Source organism: Clostridium sp. TF11-13AC, assembly GCF_003481065.1.
Classification (GTDB): Bacteria; Bacillota; Clostridia; order Lachnospirales; family Lachnospiraceae; genus Otoolea; species Otoolea fessa.
Genome location: NZ_QUKJ01000012.1, coordinates 1 through 17,342, shown reverse-complemented (window position 1 = coordinate 17,342; position 17,342 = coordinate 1). Strand labels below are relative to the sequence as shown.

The following is a 17,342-nucleotide window of genomic DNA, read 5'->3' as shown; positions in this document are numbered from 1 at the left end:
CTGAATTCAGATTAAGCTCCCGGACCCGCCGGACCGCCGGGGCCTGCTGCATCGCTGTTTCCGGAATTCCCCGGATCCTGAATCTCTGTGACCGGGCTTTTCACACCGGAATTATCTGATGCACCCGGAGAAGTCTTTTCACTGGATGCCGCTGTCTCTGCCGCTGTCGTGGTTGTAGATCCCGGTTTTGCAACGGAAGACTTCGTCTCCGATGTGCTGCCTGGTCCGGATAAAGAATCATCCGCCTCGGTTGTCTTATCCGTATGATTTTTCTTGCCGGGAGTCGTCGTTGTTCCTGGTCCCTTACTGCTGTTGCTCTTCGACTCTTCTTCCTCCCAGTCAATCCAGTCTTCATCCGGATCAAAGATCTCGTCCAATCCGATCGAGCTCTCGCTCTCGCCCTTCTTGGTCTCATCCCCGCTCTCGTCATCCGACTCGTCCGAAGCACTCGTCGATGACTTCTTAGCGGCATCCTTCGCCGCTGCCTGCGCGGCAATACGGCTCGCCCGTTTCTTGATAAACGTCTGGGCGCTGACACCCTGATCGACCGGAACATGACCAATCAGCTTCGCATTCGTCGTAAGCCCCGTTACCTGCGCGATATGGCTGCTGTACTCCTTAACATTAGACGGAACCTGATAATCTTCCTCATCAAACAGGAACTTATGAAGCTCTTTTACGTTGTACTCCAGTGTCTGCGGGATAACGCAGTCACCGATCTTTCCAACATCCTGCTCACCTCTGGCTGCCGGGAATCCCGCGGTCTCACCAATATGGAACTTCGCGATATTGCGTGCCAGCGGAATCAAATCCGTAATATCAACATTGGTTGCAAGCTGCGGCATGATCGTCTGAATCAGACAGTTGAGTGTCGCCCAGTCTGCATTTTTTGCCTTATCAAAGGCTTTCTGAAGAATAATTCTCTGACGCTCGGTACGCGCATAGTCCGTATCTGAATAACGGATACGTCCGTATGCAACTGCCTGGATACCATCCAGATGTACATTGCCCGCATGGGTCAGCTGATGAGAACCGATACCAGTCTCCTTTACGGTCTCCGTGATGAAGGCATTGATCCAGGAGAACTCTGCATCACTCAGCTCGACATCTACACCGCCCAGAATGTTGATGGCATCCGCAACCGCTTTCCAGTTGAACGTCGCATACTGGGTAATGTTAAGACCCAGGTTCTTATTCAGCGCCTTAACTGCCTGCTCCGGACCGCCCTGTGCGTAAGCGGCGTTGATCTTATTATAAGAGTTTTTATCGTTGATATTCAGATAACTGTCCCGGAATACCGATACAAGGCGGATCTCACCCGTCTCCAGATTGATATTGGCAATCATGTTGACATCCGCGTTCGTACCTTTTCCGACATTCATCTGCCCGTGCTCACTTCGCGAATCGACACCGAAGCACGCCACGGTCATGTAGCCCTTCATATCATCGATCTGTTCCTGGGACAGATTGACGTTCTTAACCTGGTCCTCGTTGAAATCAATCTTCTGCATAGAACCGAAGGTTCTGTGATACATATACCAGAACGCACCGCCCAGAATCATCAATATAATCACGACAATCTCCGCCGCAATGATCATATGCTTTCTGTGGCGCGCCGATTTACGGTAATGGCTGCCGCGGCGTCCCGAACTCTTTTTTCCACTTCCAGCGCTCTTAGGACCGCTGTAGCCGGAACGTACTGAACCGCTGCCCGCCTCACCTTTTCTCTGGCTATTTTCGACTGTACTGCTGACTCTTCTGCGGCTGGTGCCGGAAGCAGAACTGCCGCGCGAAGAATACCCTGCCTGACTGGCACGGCTGCTTCTGCCCTCGCGGCGCGCCCTCATGCGCTCCAGCTCATCATCCTCATAATTCATAAGCTACCTCATCTTTCACTTTCTTGCTGCCGCTCAGACATTGTCTGATAAGCAGCCTTTCTCCGTGTTGCATCTGCTAAACCATGACCGTTCACACATCGCGCAAACTCTAAGTTACTGTCCACACATACGCGCCCAGTAACAACTCTAACCTTTTCCTCACGATTTATCAGATGCTGCTTTTTTCTCGATCTGTCTCACAGCAAATTCATAGACATAGAGAAATGTCCCAGCTAAAAGTTCCAGCTCTATCGCCAGATAATTTTTAAGCCGTTCCGGGCGGTACGCCACTTTTTTACACTTCTTTGCCGTCCGTATGCCTTCTTTCAGACCTTCCAGATAATCTTTTCCAAACCCGAGTTTCCTGAAAAATGAATATTTCACGAAAATCCCCGCTGCGATCGGAATCGCATTTATGATAAGCTGTAAGCACGGCATATTTTTATAATTCAGATACACATTGTTGCGTGCCGCCAGCTTAACCTTGAATGAATTGTACTTGGAACCGCTGGTTCCGCTTCCGACGTGCCATACCAGCGCCGCCGGGCAATATATATTGTCATAACCCGCAATCCGGGCTCTATAGCCCACATCAATATCTTCCAGATAGGCAAAATGCATCTCATCGAAATAGCCTATCTCCTCAAATACCTCTCTCCTGTAGATCGCTGCGCCCGCGCACGCCGAGAATACCCGGCTTGAACGGCGGTAATGCGTAAGATCCCGTCCCACGCCGCGCTGGTACGCCCAGCCAAGCAGGGAATACATATCGCCTGCATCATCCAGCCTGTCTGGATGGTACATCTGGATCATCCGGCTGCTGACGGAAAAGATGCGCTCCGACTGACCGATCGCACGCACCATCTCCGCCACGAAATACTCGTCCACCCGGACGTCATTATTTAAAAGCAGCACATACGGTGTGTCTGCCGCCTTGATTCCGACGTTGACTGCACCGGAAAATCCCGTGTTTTCCGGCAGGAAAATCGTATCGATCTGATGTTCCTTCAGCCACTCCACACTTCCGTCCGTCGAACCGTTGTCCACCACCAGTGTCCGGAAATTCGGATACGTCTGTGCATTCAGTGAACGGATGCATTCGTCCATAAATTTCAACCCATTATAATTGGGAATAATAATTGTCGTTGTAATCTCCATCCCGGGTTATACCTCCAGATGATACGGTTCTCCGATTTTCTCTTTTTTCAGATCCCTGAGGGCGAAATTGGACTTCCGCAGCGTCAGGTTCGGATTGTAGTAAGGATCTCCATCTTTAAGGATCTCCGGCCAGCGCTCCGAGAAAATCTTGATCTCCCTGTTAAAACGTGCCACCTTCTCCGGCGTATCCTCCAGTCCTCTTGACTTCGACTCATAATGATACAGCAATGCGTACGGATTGTAAACCACTAAATGATTTGATGCCCGCACTTTCATGCAATAATCGATATCGTTAAATGCGACCGCCAGCTTCTCCGTAAAGCCGCCGACCTCATCAAAGAGTGCTTTCTTTGTCATCAGGCACGCCGCCGTCACAGCGCTGTAATCCTGTGTACTCATCGCACGGTGGAAATAGCTGTTTTCCGCCTTATGAAGCCCTATAAACGTATGCCCTGCGATGCCGCCGAAACCAATCACGACGCCCGCATGCTGGATCGTATCATCCTGATAGAGCAGTCTCGCGCCAACTGCGCCGACGTCCTCACGCTGGCACAGTCCCAGCATCTCCTCGATGAAATTCTCCGCAATCAGCTCGGTATCATTATTTAAAAACAGCAGATATTCGCCCTTTGCGAAGGTCACGCCGAAGTTGTTGATCGCCGAATAGTTAAACTCGCGCTCCCAGGTTACCACATGGACATTGGAAAATTCCTTCTGAATCTTTTCATAGTATTCAAAGGTTTCCTTCTCCGTGCTGTTGTTCTCTACAATGATAAACTCAACATTGCGGTACGTTGCCCGCGTCTCAATCGCCCGCAGGCATAGATCCAGATCCGTATGGTGATCCTTGTTCGGAATGATGATCGATACCAGCGGTTCCCCCTGAATTTTATATACAGAGTGATAAATGCCGTAGTCCACACCTTTTTCCACGCGCTCCGCCTCGATACCGACGCGTTTATAATGATCCATGATCGCGCGCGCACCCGCATCAAATGCGTACAGCTTGCTCTCCGGGTTGCTCGCTGTCGAATCCTTGTGGCAGCGCCAGTGATACAGCACCTTCGGGATATGGCGAATCTCCTTCGCCTTCTCCGTACAACGGAAAATAAAGTCATAATCCTGCGCTCCGTCGTATTCCTGACGGAAGCCGCCCACCTGCGCTGCCAGATCGTGGCTGACGACAAACAGATGGCAGATATAGTTGACGCTGCAGAGCAGATCGATATTGAAATCCGGCTTAAAATGCGGATCAAACAAAGCGCCGCCGTCCATATCCAGCTTATCCTCATCCGAATAGAAGCAGTCGCATCCCGGATGTTCCTGTAACAGTTTCGCACACTCATAGAGAGCATTCGGTGTCAGCTTATCGTCATGGTCTGCCAGCACAATATAATCGCCGGTCGCCATATCCATTGCTGCATTCGTATTGCCGGAAATGCCCTTATTTTCGCCTAAAATTACGTATTTAAAGCGGCTGTCCTTCTTCGCATACTGCTCCAGCACCCGCTCGCAGCTTTGTCCTGCCGGACTGCCGTCCGCCACGCAGACCTCCCAGTTTGCGTATGTCTGTTCCGCGATCGAATCCAGCATTTCTCGCAGGAATCGCTCCGGTGTCTTAAATGCCGGAATCACGATCGAGAATTTAACCGGCGCGTCAAACACCTTTTTCCTCTGCTCCTCCAGCTCCTCCGCCGTCGGCTTCGTCAGTGAATACCACTCGCCGTAATCGTAGTCATTGTCAATTCCCTGCAGTTTGTGCTTGGATTTTACCAGCAGGGCTTTCAGACCATTTTCCTTCCAGAAATCCAGACAGACCCGCACAGTCTCCATGTTCATCAGATCGCGGATCTTCTGCATCCGCTTGTGCGCCACACTGCTGCGCTTGCGGATCAGTTCTTCATTATATTTAATGCGGATTTTGCGGCCCTCGCCTTTTGCGATCAGATAATAATCTTTTCCGCGCTCATACGGGAACTGGATATCAAATCCAAGCTCTTTTTCTACCGTTCGCCCAAAATAAATCTGGCTGACGTCGTCGCGGCGGGTCGCCACATACTGAAACCGGATCGGCTGATGTGCCCCATCTTCAACCTGATAGGTGATCTCCGTTTCCGGCGTCTTTCCGATCGCCCAGCCATTGAGCTGAATCGAATTTTCACGAATCCGAACTACATCGACATTACATTTCATGCTGTTTGCCCCCAACTTTTTTTACCGGTGTATCAAAATTCAGCCGCTCTTCCTCCACTACCAGTGGACGCTTCATGACTCTCGAATTGATCGATAAAATATACTCTCCCACCAGACCGATGAAAAAGATCTGAACCGACCCTAAAAAGCACATTCCAATCAGAACCGGCGCCATACCAGCCGGAAAATCATACCAGTGAAGCAGTTTCATCACCAGATATACAATCGCCACGATCATACTGATCGCCGCGCAGATACTTCCAAATATCGTCGCCAGGCGCAGACCGACCTTCGTATAGGAGGTCACACTGAGCATCGCAGCATCGTAGAGCCGGTAAAAATTGTTGTGTGTCTTGCCTGCGCGGCGCTGCGGCTGGATATATGGGATCTCCTTGCGCTTATAACCAAGCTCCGCCACGATTCCGCGCAGAAACGGCGTCGGATCGTCAAGCTCCCGCAGAATCTCAATAAAATCGCGGTCATACAGACCCGAACCGGTAAAATGCTCAATCTGCTCGACATCGGAGAGTTTCTTTATCATCTTGTAATAGCAGCTCCTCAGCGCATACATGATCGGGTTTTCCTTGCTTCCCGTCTTGATGCCGATGACAATCTTGTAGCCATTTTCCCACTCATGGACATATTTCGGGATCATATCGACCGGATCCTGAAAATCTGCCACCATGCTGATCACGCAGTCGCCGGTACACTGTAACATTCCATAATACGGGGAATTGAACTGTCCAAAGTTTTTGGCATTAAAAATTGCCTTGATCCGTGGATTCTCGCTGCAGATCTTCCGAAGAATCGGGCGCGTCTGGTCCGTCGAATCATTGTCGATAAAGACAAGCTCATAGTCATATTCCGGCAGATCGCGCTCCAGCGTCTCCACAACTGCCTCGCTGATCGGACCTACATTCTCTTCCTCGTTGTAGCAGGGAATTAATATACTGATTTTTTTCATACTTTTCTGATTCCTATTAATTTGCTTTTTGTTTGAACTCTTCTGTTTCGTTCCACCAAATTTCGAACACAAAAAAAAGAGAAAGCCGCTTCGGCTATACTGCCTTTATTTTAAACGTCTTTCTCTCTTTTGACAACCTACAATTTTCTTAACGATTTTTGGCTGCTTCGCTATTTACTTGGCATAAACTGATAAAATATGTCCAAATATTTACCATTCTCTCCCGTCACTCTGCACAGAGGGCAGAAAAATCATTTCTGAAAAGCCAGAATTCTCTTCATTCCTTCTTCAAAATATACCTGTGGCTTCCAGCCAACCACCCGCTCCATCTTGCGGATATCCGGGATTAGATTGACGATTCCCTCTGCATTCGGCGGGCGGACACCAAATTCCATGCTGCCCTGCCTGCCGCACAGCTCATAGACCGTCTCGACAAACCCGCGCAGCGGTCCTGTCTCATCCATCGGACCGCCCAGATTGTAGACACATCCGTGATCCGTGAGATTTCCCGCATATTCTGCCAGATCCGCCAGAGCGCGCCCCGCATCGTCAATATACATGAAGTTCCAGAGCTGCGTGCAGGCGGTCATCGTCATCTTCTCCCCTGCCCGGAAGACCCGGACACAGGAGGAAAGAAGCGACCACGGGTGATCGCCCGGTCCATACGTGCTGAAAATCCGTGCATGCCCATAATCCAGTCCCAGTTCCCGGCAGAGCACTTCCGCCTGCTGCCGGACTGCCAGTTTCGCGCGTCCATACGGGGAGGTCGGCTCGCAGACCGTCTCCTCGTCTGTCAGCTCGCTCTTGACGCCATACTCCGCCTGCGAACCTGTAAAGAGAAACCGCCGGCACCCGAGGGCTTTCGCTACGCGGACGGCATTCAGCGCGTCCTGCACGCTCTCCTCCTGGACTGACTCATTTTTCCGTGAATCACTCCCTGCACCGCGCCAGCCCATATGGAGAAACACATCGCATCCGCCCGGAATCCGTTCCGGCAGTTTCGAGAGATTCCCCAGATCCTCCTCCAAAATCGTGAGTCCCTGCGGAAATTTTCCATTTTCCCGCAGCAGATCCGCTTTCGTCGAATGTTCCCGCAGTACGGCGTATACCTGATGTCCGCGATGTAACAGCTCGCGCACCGCCCCCAGACCTACAAAGCTGGTGGCACCTGTGACAACTATCTTCATTCTATCGTTTCCTTTACTATTTTTTAATACGCGGAATCAGCATGATACGGTCCATCTCCTCGTCCGGCAGGAATGGGGACAGATCCTCCAGAGGCGGCGATACAAGCGTTCCGTCCGGCAGTCTCTTCGCCGCGGACTTTGGCTCAAAGTTCTGATCCAGCGTTACAAATACCTCGCAGATCACCGGGCCGTCCATCGCCAGCGTTTCTTCTACCTTCTCGCCCAGCTCCTTGTTTCCATGAATCGCTACATATGGGAATCCATACGCCCACGCCAGCTTTTCCATGCTCGGGAATCCAAGATCGCCGCTGTCCACGCCGATACCGATGAGCGGCTCGCCGAAGAAATTCTTCTGGGTCTGGCGGATGGAATGGTAACCGCCGTTATTGATAATGAAAATCTTGATCGGCATCCGGTGGCTGACAACTGTCTCAAGCTCCTGTAAATTCATCTGAATACTGCCGTCTCCGGTGATCAGGATAATATCCTGGCTGTGATCTGCCACGCACGCGCCGATCGATGCCGGAAGTCCGTAGCCCATCGAAGCGATGCCGGAGTTCGAGATAAATCTCTGTCCCTTTTTCACAATATTTGCGTGTCCACACACAACGTTTGCAGATCCATTCCCCACAACCACGATCTGGTTCTCATTTAAACGGCGGCTCATCTCATACGCAAATGCATATACGTTTGCCTCTGTCTCCGTGCCGCCGTTCATGTGCTTCGGCAGAACCACCGGATAATCATGCTTCCAGCCCTGGCAGATACGCAGCCACTCTGCCTGCGCGTCCTTGTACTCCTGCGTCATCGAAGCCGCGCCGTCCGCTTTTCCTTCCTCCGAAAGAACCTCGTCCATCACGGTCAGAAGATCCTTCACATCCGCGTGAACCGGCATGTCCACATGCAGGGTCGGCTTTTTCAGCTCTTCGGCATCGATATCATTCACAATCACATACGCCTCGCGCGCCCAGGTAGTAAAACGGTAACCGACCTGGCGGAAACTCAGACGGCTTCCGAGCGACAGCACTAGATCGCTGTTCTGGATCGCGAAGTTGCCCGGGCGATCGCCGACGTTGCCGCCTTTTCCGATGTACAGCGGGTGTTCGTCATAGATACAGTCGATGCTGTCCGCGCCGGTCACAACCGGGATTCCCAGCTTTTCAACCACGCGCATGAAAACATCGTGCGCCGCGCCGATACGGATACCATTTCCGGCATTGATCACCGGACGTTTGGAGGTGCGGACTTTCTCGATGATCGCACGCGCCGTCTCCTTCGTCACACGTGCCGGAAGTTTTGCACGAAATTCACCTTTTCCGGCGGTATCCTCCGGGATCTCGGACGCGCTCTCTGCCGCCCAGCCGGTTCCGCCCGCCTCATAATCCTCCGGATCAAAGCCGATCAGATCGTCTGTCTCGATCATTGCCGCCTGCACATTCAGCGGAATATCCAGCCAGGTAGGACCCGGACGACCGTTGTAAGCCAGATACAGGGCTTTTTCCACACAGAAGCGGATACGCATCGGATCGATCACCATCTCACAGTATTTTGTCATATTGGCAACCGATTTGGTGATATCATACTCCTGATCGCCCATCGCGCGCAGGTGAAGTCCCGTGCTGCGCGCTGTCGTGTCATAACGCACCTGTCCGGAAATGACAAACATCGGGATTGAATCCAGAAATCCGCCCGCAACGCCGTTCATCGCATTGATGCCGCCAGGTCCCGTCGTCACGCACACTGCCGCAATCTTGTTGTGGATGCGGGCATACGCCTCCGCTGCCATCGCACATGCCTGCTCATGATGATTGTAGAGGCAATGAAGTCCTTCCTGATGCCCCAGCGCGTCATCCAGATGCATCGCGCCGCCGCCCGTGATCATAAACACATCCGTGATGCCGGATGCGAGAAGCTTTTCTGCTATATAATTAGAAAGTTTCTGTTTCATTTTGATTTCCTCCTGAAAATACCTTGTCAAGTGGTCATATTATACCACACATATTTCTTTTTTCATAGCCGACACGGCATTTTCCCAACTCCTTACATTTTTCTTATGCTGTCTTGTATTTCTCCTATTTCTTTTCTATAATAAAGGTCAGCATCCGATTCACATCGGTATGCCTGAATCGTTACGGTTCAGTTTACTTTATGTAACTGCATTTTTATCATACAGAGGAACGTCTTATGAATCGATTAGCACAGAAAAAAAAGGTCTGCGCGCTGATTCCGGCGCGGCTTAATTCGGTTCGCTTTCCGGGAAAGGCATTGAAACAGATTGATGGGATTCCAATGGTTGTGCGGGTTCTCGCGGCGGCGCGGGACAGCGGTGTATTTGATGCCATTTACGCTGCGACCGACAGCCCTGAGATTGCTGCTGTTTGCCAGACATATGGATTTGAGGCGGTTTTCACCTCCCATTCCCATCAGAATCCGACCTCCCGCATTCAGGAGGCGGTGACGATTCTGGAAGATTCCAAGTCTGCTTCTTCGCAAAAATTTGATTTTTATGCGATGATCGGCGGGGATGAACCGCTTCTGACACCGGAGATTCTGCAAAATTTTATGGAGCAGGCGCTTACTGTTATTACCTCAAAAGAGAATGTACAGCGTCCATTTCTCATCAATGCCATGGCAGATATCCCGAACGATGCCGAGACAGCCGATCCATCCAACATAAAAGTGGTCTGCCGCCCGGACGGCACAGGGCTTTACATTTCCCGTGCGCCAATTCCATTCCGCAAGGGGACGCTTGACAAACCTTCCCGGAAATTTGTGAGTATCGGGCTTTATACGCGGGAATCGCTTGATTTCTTCTGCCAGAGCAGACCGGGCATTCTGGAACAGATCGAGGGCGTGGATTTGCTGCGTTTCCTCGAATATGGGAAAACGATCCTATTTCTTCCCATCTGCGGATATACGCTTTCCGTAGACACCCCCGCCGACCTTGAAACAGTACAGGCGATTTTACACAGGAGGACTAGCACCCTATGAATAAGAAAACATACCGCGGCGTGATCTTCGACCTCGACGGCACGCTGCTCGATACATCCGAAGGCGTCTTTGCGAGCGTGCGACACACGGTAGAAGCACTTGGAAAACCTGCCCTCGACGAGGCGACACTCCGCACCTTTATCGGACCGCCCGTCAAGCTGTCGCTCATCCGCCTCTATGGACTGGACGAGGAGGCCGCAAACCACGCAACCGAGATTTTCCGCACCCAGTACAAGGATCACGACCTGCTGAAAGCCGAGCCATACGCCGGTATCAAAGACCTGATCCGCGCACTCCGCGCACAGGGCTGCAAGATCGGGGTTGCCACCCTGAAACGTGAAGATTATGCGCTGACTCTGCTGGAACATTACCATTTCACAGAACTCTGTGACTCCATCTGCGGCAGCGATTTTGCCAGCAAAATGACGAAGGCTGACGTTCTGCACAAGTGCTTAAAAGCTTTGGAGTTGTCTCCATCCGAGGCAGTTCTTATCGGTGATACCTCTTCCGACGGAAAAGGTGCCAAAGAGGCAGCTGTCGATTTTATGGCAGTCACCTACGGCTTCGGACCAGATACCGCGGAGGCATGGCAGGAATATGCGCCGGTTTATACGGCAAAGGATACGCATGATATCGGGGCGTTTCTGGGAGTCAATTTTTAAAATTACAAACATAACAAGGGGACAAACATCATGAAACAAGTCAAATTACTCGACTGCACTCTCCGCGACGGCGGCTACGTCAACGACTGGGAGTTCGGTCACGACAATATTGTTACTATTTTTGAACGTCTGATCAGCGCGGGCGTGGACATTCTGGAAGTTGGTTTTCTGGATGACCGCCGCACTTTCGACCGCAACCGCACGATCATGCCGACAACCCAGTGTGCCGATCAGATTTTCGGCAAGCTGGACAAGGGAAATACGATGATCGTTGCCATGATCGACTACGGAACCTGCGATATTTCTAATTTAAGCCCGTGTTCAGAGTCCTACATCGATGGCATTCGCGTTATTTTCAAAAAACATGTGATGCATGAGGCGATCCAGTTCTGCCACGAAGTCAAAAAACTGGGCTACAAAGTGTTTGCACAGGCGGTTTCGATCACCAGTTACTCCGACCGTGAGCTTCTGGATCTGGTTGACCTTGTCAACGATCTGGAACCGTATGCGATGTCCCTTGTAGACACCTACGGTCTGCTGCATCAGGATAACCTGCTGCACTATTTCCAGCTCTTAAACTACAACTTAAAACCATCGATCGCGATCGGCTACCACTCCCACAATAACTTCCAGCTCGCATACTCAAACAGCATGGAAGTCTTACGCGAACCGGCAGACCGCACCGTTTTAGTTGATGCCACCCTGTACGGCATGGGAAAAAGCGCCGGAAATCTTCCGATCGAACTCATTTCCATGTACATGAACACTGTATTCGGACGCAATTTCAATGTCAGTCAGATGCTCGAGGCGATCGACATCAGCATCATGCCGTTCTTCCGCAAGAGCCCATGGGGATATAACCTGTTCTTCTATATTTCCGCCTCCAACAACTGCCATCCGAACTACGTCCGCTTCCTGATGGATAAGCACACCCTGTCGCTTAAATCCATCAATACGATTCTGGATGCGATTAAGCCGGAGAAAAAACTGCTCTACGACAAAGATTACATTGAAACACTGTACCGCAGGTATCAGAGCACAGAATGCAATGACGAAGCCGATATTCAGGCATTGAGTGCTTCCTGGAGCGAGCGCCCGCTTCTGCTGCTCGGTCCGGGAAAGAATCTGGAACTGGAAAAGGAGGCAATTCTTTCCTATATTAAGGCGCACAATCCGATCACAATCTCCGTCAATTTTATCCCGGAGGGAATTCCAATCGATTATGCGTTCTTAAGCAATTCCAGGCGCTATGTCCAGCTCAACAACCGCCTGCTCGAGCACGCCGACGCCCAGGGACGCCCGGTGCGCGTCATCGCGACCTCAAACGTGACAAATGTCAAAGATACACATTTTGATTACACCTTAAACTATAATTCCCTGATCGACCAGAATGCAGAGATCATCGATAATTCCTTTGTCATGCTGCTGAACGTCCTGACCAAAACAAGCGTCCACCACGCCGCCTGCGCGGGATTCGACGGATATACGGTCGATGGAGACAACTATTATAATTCCGCGATGGACTACCGGATCGCGCGGGAAAAATCACAGAGTATTAACCAGTATGTGATAGATACGCTGGAGAGGCTGGCAGGAACGCTGACGCTGGAGTTCCTGACGGATTCGAAATACGTAAAATAAAAAATTATATTTTCATATAGAAAAAGGGGTGTTCCAGCTGGTTCACCCCTTTTTCCACATCTCTCCACCCTTTCCAGCAACGCACACTATCTTTTTACGCATAATCCCCGTATAATAAGCCCCGTAATGCAGCGATGGATTTTCGCATTTTCAAAAAGGAGAGATTATACCATGCGTAAGCAAACTAAAACTTTAGCTGTTTTATCCGCTGCGGCTTTGTTCGCGGCTGCTGCACCTATAATGACAAATACGGGAACTTACAGAGTTCTGGCGGCTCAGAGCGGCTGGACAGAGGAAGATGGTCGTCTTTATTACTACGATGAGGACGGCTATAAAGAGACAAACACATGGAAAAAGCGGAATGGCGACTGGTTTTATCTCGATGAGGAAGGCGAGATTGCTACCAATCAGAGAGTCGATGACTATTTCGTCAACGATGAGGGGCACATGGCAAAGAACCAATGGGTTTCGGCTGAAAATGAGATCAGCTACGACAGCCCGGATTCTCCGGACGGCGGCTCCTGGCTCTATTTTGGCAAAGACGGCAAGATTGTAACTGCCAAATGGATGAGCATCAACGGAAAAACCTACTATTTCGACGAGGACGGACTGATGCAGACCGGGCTTCTGGAGCTGGACGGACAGACCTACTACCTCGGCGAGGAGGATGACGGCGCCAGAAAAACCGGATGGATTCTGCTGGAAACCATCACGAAAGACACCGACGATGAAGATGTCTGGTGCTATTTTGACACCGAAGGACGCATGATCGTAAACCAGATGGACCGCAAAATCGACAATGGCTACTACACCTTCATCGACGGCCAGATGCAGACAGGCTGGATCAATGTCGCGGAAGCTGGCTTTGTAAGCTCCAGCACACCTTCAAACGAAGCAGCAACAACGGACAACTCTGCCACAGACACTGTCAGCTTAAACGATTTCCGCTATTACGATCCGGAAAATGGCGGACGCCGGGCAAGCGGCTGGTACACCATTGAAGGGGCACCGGGCATCAGCGAAGAAGAAGAGCCATTTTCCTTCTTCTTTAAAAACGGAACTGCTTACTTTGCCGAGAAGGATCTTGCTATTTTCACCATCAATTCCGAGCGCTACTGCTTCAACGAGCGCGGTGAAATGCAGACCGGGCTTCAGAGCCTGAAACAGGCGGATGGCAGCTTCGCCTCCTACTACTTCGGCGACGACGGCGTGATGCGTACCGGCAAGCAGACTATTTACAATGATGATTTAGAAGAAAACCAGATCTGGTATTTCCAGACCAAAGGTTCCCTCAAAGGACAGGGCTACCATGGAGAGCGCGATAACCAGGTTTATGTAAACGGTCTTTTAAAGAAGGCGGATCCGGAACTCCGCTATGAGCCGGTTTCCATCGGTGAAAAACGCTACCTGGTAAACACCAGCGGCACCATCCAGAAAGCAACCTCTTCCTCCTCTTCCGCTTCCCGTCCGGAACTCGGAAAAGGGTTCAAGGATATCAAAGACAGCAATGATACTGCCTGGACAGTTGACACATCTGGAATCATCCAGTAAAATATAATATTGCATCCGTTCAAATACCGCAGGACACTTTTGTGACACCGCGGTATTTTTTCTGAAAGATGTCTTTTTTTATCGTTTTAAAAATTTTTTTGGAAATTTTTAAATTTTTTTCTAAAAACCAGTTATAATGTTCCCGATTAAAACGTATTATAATAAAGGGGATGTTTTCATTTTTCTCCCAATGACTCAACTCTTACTTCTACGGAGGCAACTCTATGCGTGGTTTAAATGTTTATTGCTGTCCAAACTGTGGACATTATGGATTCTTTCAGCTCGTTGCCAATGCGGTGTGTCCGCATTGCTCAATCGCCATGACTCCTCTTCCCATTCCGTATCAGGATTTCATGGACTTAGACTATCCACAACGGCAGATCCTGATTTCCAGACACATGATTAATGCGGCAAGCCCTTTGGATTCTAAAGCCAAACAGGCGAACAAGGCTAAGGCACCAGGGCAGACAAAGCCATCCGGCCGGAGCAAATCACCGGATGATGCAAAATCGTCGGATCAAAATGCAGCACCTGATAACACCAAATTGATGACAGATCATTCTGCAGCACCGGGTAAAACAAAATCATCTTCCACTTCCTCGAATCTCCATCCGGATATCTCAAAAGATTCCGACAAGGAAACTCTCTATCAGGAAGTATTGGCGCTAAGAGAGAAAAACGAGCAGCTGGAGCAGACGATCTCCTGGATGCATGATTTAATCTGGAAATTGACGCGCCAACTGCATATTACATAGAGTACATAAAAAATGCCGCATGATTCATTCTGGTTTAATAACATACCTTCTGAATCATGCGGCTTTGATATTCGATTTAGTATTTAATTTTTGATTTGATTGTTCACTTGCTCCATCTGGTATAAATGAGCCTCTTCTCTCCCATCTTATCCAGTTTCTCCGCTTATCCCGCCTTCTCCGTCTTACAGAGTATGTAGTGGTCAATCATCCGGTTTAAGCTTTGATTCATCTGATCCAGAGTTTTAAATAACTCCTTAAGCTCACGCTTTAATTCTTCATTTTCCTGTTCCAAAACGACCAATTTTTTAGCTTCATCCATAAACTCTCCTCCTTTTGACTGCCTGTTCTTCCATTCAGATGACCACACTGCATAACGCAGCTCTGCCAGGCGATCCTATCGTTTTTTCGTTTCATATTATTTATAAACCGATTTTAAGAAAAATAAAAGAGTCTATCGATCGCAAATTTCGACACGGGTTACTGTTCACACATTACTTTAAATTCTAAATCGACAAAGTTCGTCATTTCGGCTTTTCCGCCGAATCTGCCCGGATTTGCCGTCTATTTGAGCTATTCTGCCTGTTCTGCTTTCTCTCTTGTGAGTGTAAGCCCAATCGCCAGCATCGCCCACATAATCGGCGTCGCGATCGGGAGGTTGATATTAACAACTGCCTGTGCTCCATAGCAGAGCACCGCCAGAACAGGCGCCAGAATCCAGGCGCACTCTTTCCATTTTCTGCACATCCGCACGCAGGCGCTGCCCAGAAACGCAAGATAGGATGCAAGCGCAAGCGGTCCCATTGTAACAAGGTACTGGAAATATTCGTTGTGGGCGCTCTCATAGAAAACTCCATACCGATCCAGCGCATCCTGCCTGAAATCCCAAGTCAGAATTCCATATGTGTCTGGTCCAAAACCAAACAACTGATGCAGGAACGGCAGCTCGCGATAGGACTGCCAGCCAATTCTCCAGCAATATCCCCGGTTCGTCCCCCAATCATCATCAAAAACAAGATACTGGGACAACGCGCTGTACCGTTCCGCATGTCCTCCCAGATTTGCATCATAGAAGACAAATGCCACTGCCAGGCATCCAAGAATCAAAACTGCACACCAGCCACGCCAAATCCATCGTCCCAGTTTGCTCTCTGGATTCGTCTGTTCCATCTTCCGTTTCCAAACACAGAGAATCCCCGCCAGAATCCAGAATAAAACGACGACTCCCTCCAGATAACGATAGCGCACCAACACGCCAAACACACCGCCCAGACCGATGACCTGATCGGCATATACTTTATTGACCGTATCTACTACCTTGATCACGGTCATAAACGTAGCCGCCAGAATACCATAATCTGCGATGCCCCGCCATGTCGTAAATAAAAACAGCGGCATCACCGCAAACAGCATTCCAAGTGATAAATATGCATTATCACTCTGTCCGGTAATCAATGCAAAAAAGGCCAGCGCCGAAACCAGATAATACCAGATACGGCGTCCCACTTTTCTCTCACTTACAAAACAGCCGCAGGCAACCGCCATCGTAAGCGCCACAAACGCCGTATATGTGTTAATATTTCCCAATGTAGATACAAACAGGTTTCCCTGTTCATTGCTCACGCCCTTTTTCCATCCCAATAAATCCATCTGGAAATAATCTGTGATTCCAAACAGACAGACCAGAACGGACGATGCCAAAAACACATCCAGGTACCATTTTCTCATCCGACCATACTTGCTGATCACAATCGTTCCCAGCACATACAGCGTAATCAAGAATAATCCGCTGAATCGTCCCTCATTTCCCCAGAACGACTCATACACATAGTCCGACAGCACCGTCGATATCAGTGCCAGCGCCCAGAAAACTGCCAACGCCTTATAGGCAAATGGCTGCTTTTTTAATTCAGTCAGTCGAAACGCGCCCAAAAAGCGCCGCACATGCGCCCCGCCAAACCGCTTTAAGTCCATGCACGCAAATACTATCGCTGCGATCAGGCATGACGCCAGCATCGCAACCGTACTGAGCCAGTAAAACTGATATTTCGATACCAGAATATCATAATAATAATTATGGAAATATAGCGGAAATGCCCCAAACACCACACACAGATACACCGACACAATCCATGAAAAAACCTTTCGGACTTTTCCCTCCCATGCCTGCTCTGCCAAAATGGATGCAGTCGGAGCTCCCTGCTCTCTTGCAATCTCTGTCTGTTCCATCACATTCTTCTCCTTTTCTTATTCGTAAAACCAGAGAAACGGCTTGTATCAGTATAGCATTTCGTTTTGTGGATAGCAAGGAAGGAAATCTTAAATTTCCCCTATTATCTCGTTACTGTTCACGCATACGTGCCCAG

The 17,342-nt window shown here is 49.8% G+C and carries 13 protein-coding genes; 5 read left to right on the top strand and 8 right to left on the bottom strand.

The window, feature by feature from the left end; translation table 11 throughout:
• Positions 1-11 precede the first annotated feature (11 nt).
• From DXD12_RS14710 to DXD12_RS14685, 6 genes are all read right to left on the bottom strand, one after another.
• A complete protein-coding gene (locus DXD12_RS14710; RefSeq protein ID WP_118629257.1) occupies positions 12-1,877 on the bottom strand; it encodes an LCP family protein in 1,866 nt (621 codons plus the stop codon).
• A gap of 159 nt (positions 1,878-2,036) precedes the next feature.
• A complete protein-coding gene (locus DXD12_RS14705) occupies positions 2,037-3,035 on the bottom strand; it encodes a glycosyltransferase family 2 protein (protein ID WP_022359149.1) in 999 nt (332 codons plus the stop codon).
• 6 nt (positions 3,036-3,041) lie between these two features.
• Positions 3,042-5,228 carry a glycosyltransferase family 2 protein gene (locus tag DXD12_RS14700; RefSeq protein WP_107001456.1) on the bottom strand — a complete coding sequence of 729 codons (2,187 nt, stop codon included), beginning with the start codon at positions 5,226-5,228 and terminating at the stop codon, positions 3,042-3,044.
• On the bottom strand, positions 5,218-6,192 hold the full coding sequence (locus DXD12_RS14695) for a glycosyltransferase family 2 protein (protein ID WP_107001455.1): 975 nt from the start codon (positions 6,190-6,192) through the stop codon (positions 5,218-5,220). Before DXD12_RS14695 ends, DXD12_RS14700 begins: the two co-directional genes overlap by 11 nt.
• A gap of 251 nt (positions 6,193-6,443) precedes the next feature.
• On the bottom strand, positions 6,444-7,379 hold the full coding sequence (locus DXD12_RS14690; RefSeq protein ID WP_118638599.1) for an NAD(P)-dependent oxidoreductase: 936 nt from the start codon (positions 7,377-7,379) through the stop codon (positions 6,444-6,446).
• A gap of 16 nt (positions 7,380-7,395) precedes the next feature.
• Positions 7,396-9,327 (bottom strand): thiamine pyrophosphate-binding protein, encoded by a 1,932-nt coding sequence (locus tag DXD12_RS14685; protein WP_118626917.1) that lies wholly within the window; start codon positions 9,325-9,327, stop codon positions 7,396-7,398.
• Positions 9,328-9,563: 236 nt separating this feature from the next.
• Between DXD12_RS14685 and DXD12_RS14680 the strand changes: the two genes are divergently transcribed.
• The 5 genes from DXD12_RS14680 to DXD12_RS14655 all read left to right on the top strand — a co-directional run bounded on the left by DXD12_RS14680 (position 9,564) and on the right by DXD12_RS14655 (position 14,979).
• Positions 9,564-10,370: a 3-deoxy-manno-octulosonate cytidylyltransferase gene (locus DXD12_RS14680; RefSeq protein WP_118638598.1), complete on the top strand. Its 807-nt coding sequence runs from the start codon at positions 9,564-9,566 to the stop codon at positions 10,368-10,370.
• Complete coding sequence (locus tag DXD12_RS14675) at positions 10,367-11,032, top strand: HAD hydrolase-like protein (RefSeq protein WP_118472956.1); 666 nt, start codon at positions 10,367-10,369, stop codon at positions 11,030-11,032. The genes DXD12_RS14680 and DXD12_RS14675 overlap by 4 nt, the downstream gene beginning before the upstream one ends.
• Before the next feature lie 30 nt (positions 11,033-11,062).
• A complete protein-coding gene (locus DXD12_RS14670; RefSeq protein ID WP_118472957.1) occupies positions 11,063-12,673 on the top strand; it encodes an aldolase catalytic domain-containing protein in 1,611 nt (536 codons plus the stop codon).
• A 171-nt stretch (positions 12,674-12,844) separates the two neighbouring features.
• The gene (locus DXD12_RS14665; protein ID WP_118293401.1) at positions 12,845-14,224 is read left to right on the top strand and encodes a cell wall-binding protein; all 1,380 of its coding nucleotides are present in this window, start codon (positions 12,845-12,847) and stop codon (positions 14,222-14,224) included.
• 224 nt (positions 14,225-14,448) lie between these two features.
• Complete coding sequence (locus tag DXD12_RS14655; protein WP_107001448.1) at positions 14,449-14,979, top strand: hypothetical protein; 531 nt, start codon at positions 14,449-14,451, stop codon at positions 14,977-14,979.
• 163 nt (positions 14,980-15,142) lie between these two features.
• Here the strand turns inward: DXD12_RS14655 and DXD12_RS15400 are convergent, their stop codons facing one another.
• Both DXD12_RS15400 and DXD12_RS14650 read right to left on the bottom strand, forming a co-directional pair.
• On the bottom strand, positions 15,143-15,298 hold the full coding sequence (locus DXD12_RS15400; RefSeq protein WP_181357241.1) for a hypothetical protein: 156 nt from the start codon (positions 15,296-15,298) through the stop codon (positions 15,143-15,145).
• A 251-nt stretch (positions 15,299-15,549) separates the two neighbouring features.
• Positions 15,550-17,205 (bottom strand): O-antigen ligase family protein, encoded by a 1,656-nt coding sequence (locus DXD12_RS14650; protein WP_118638597.1) that lies wholly within the window; start codon positions 17,203-17,205, stop codon positions 15,550-15,552.
• Positions 17,206-17,342 lie beyond the last annotated feature (137 nt).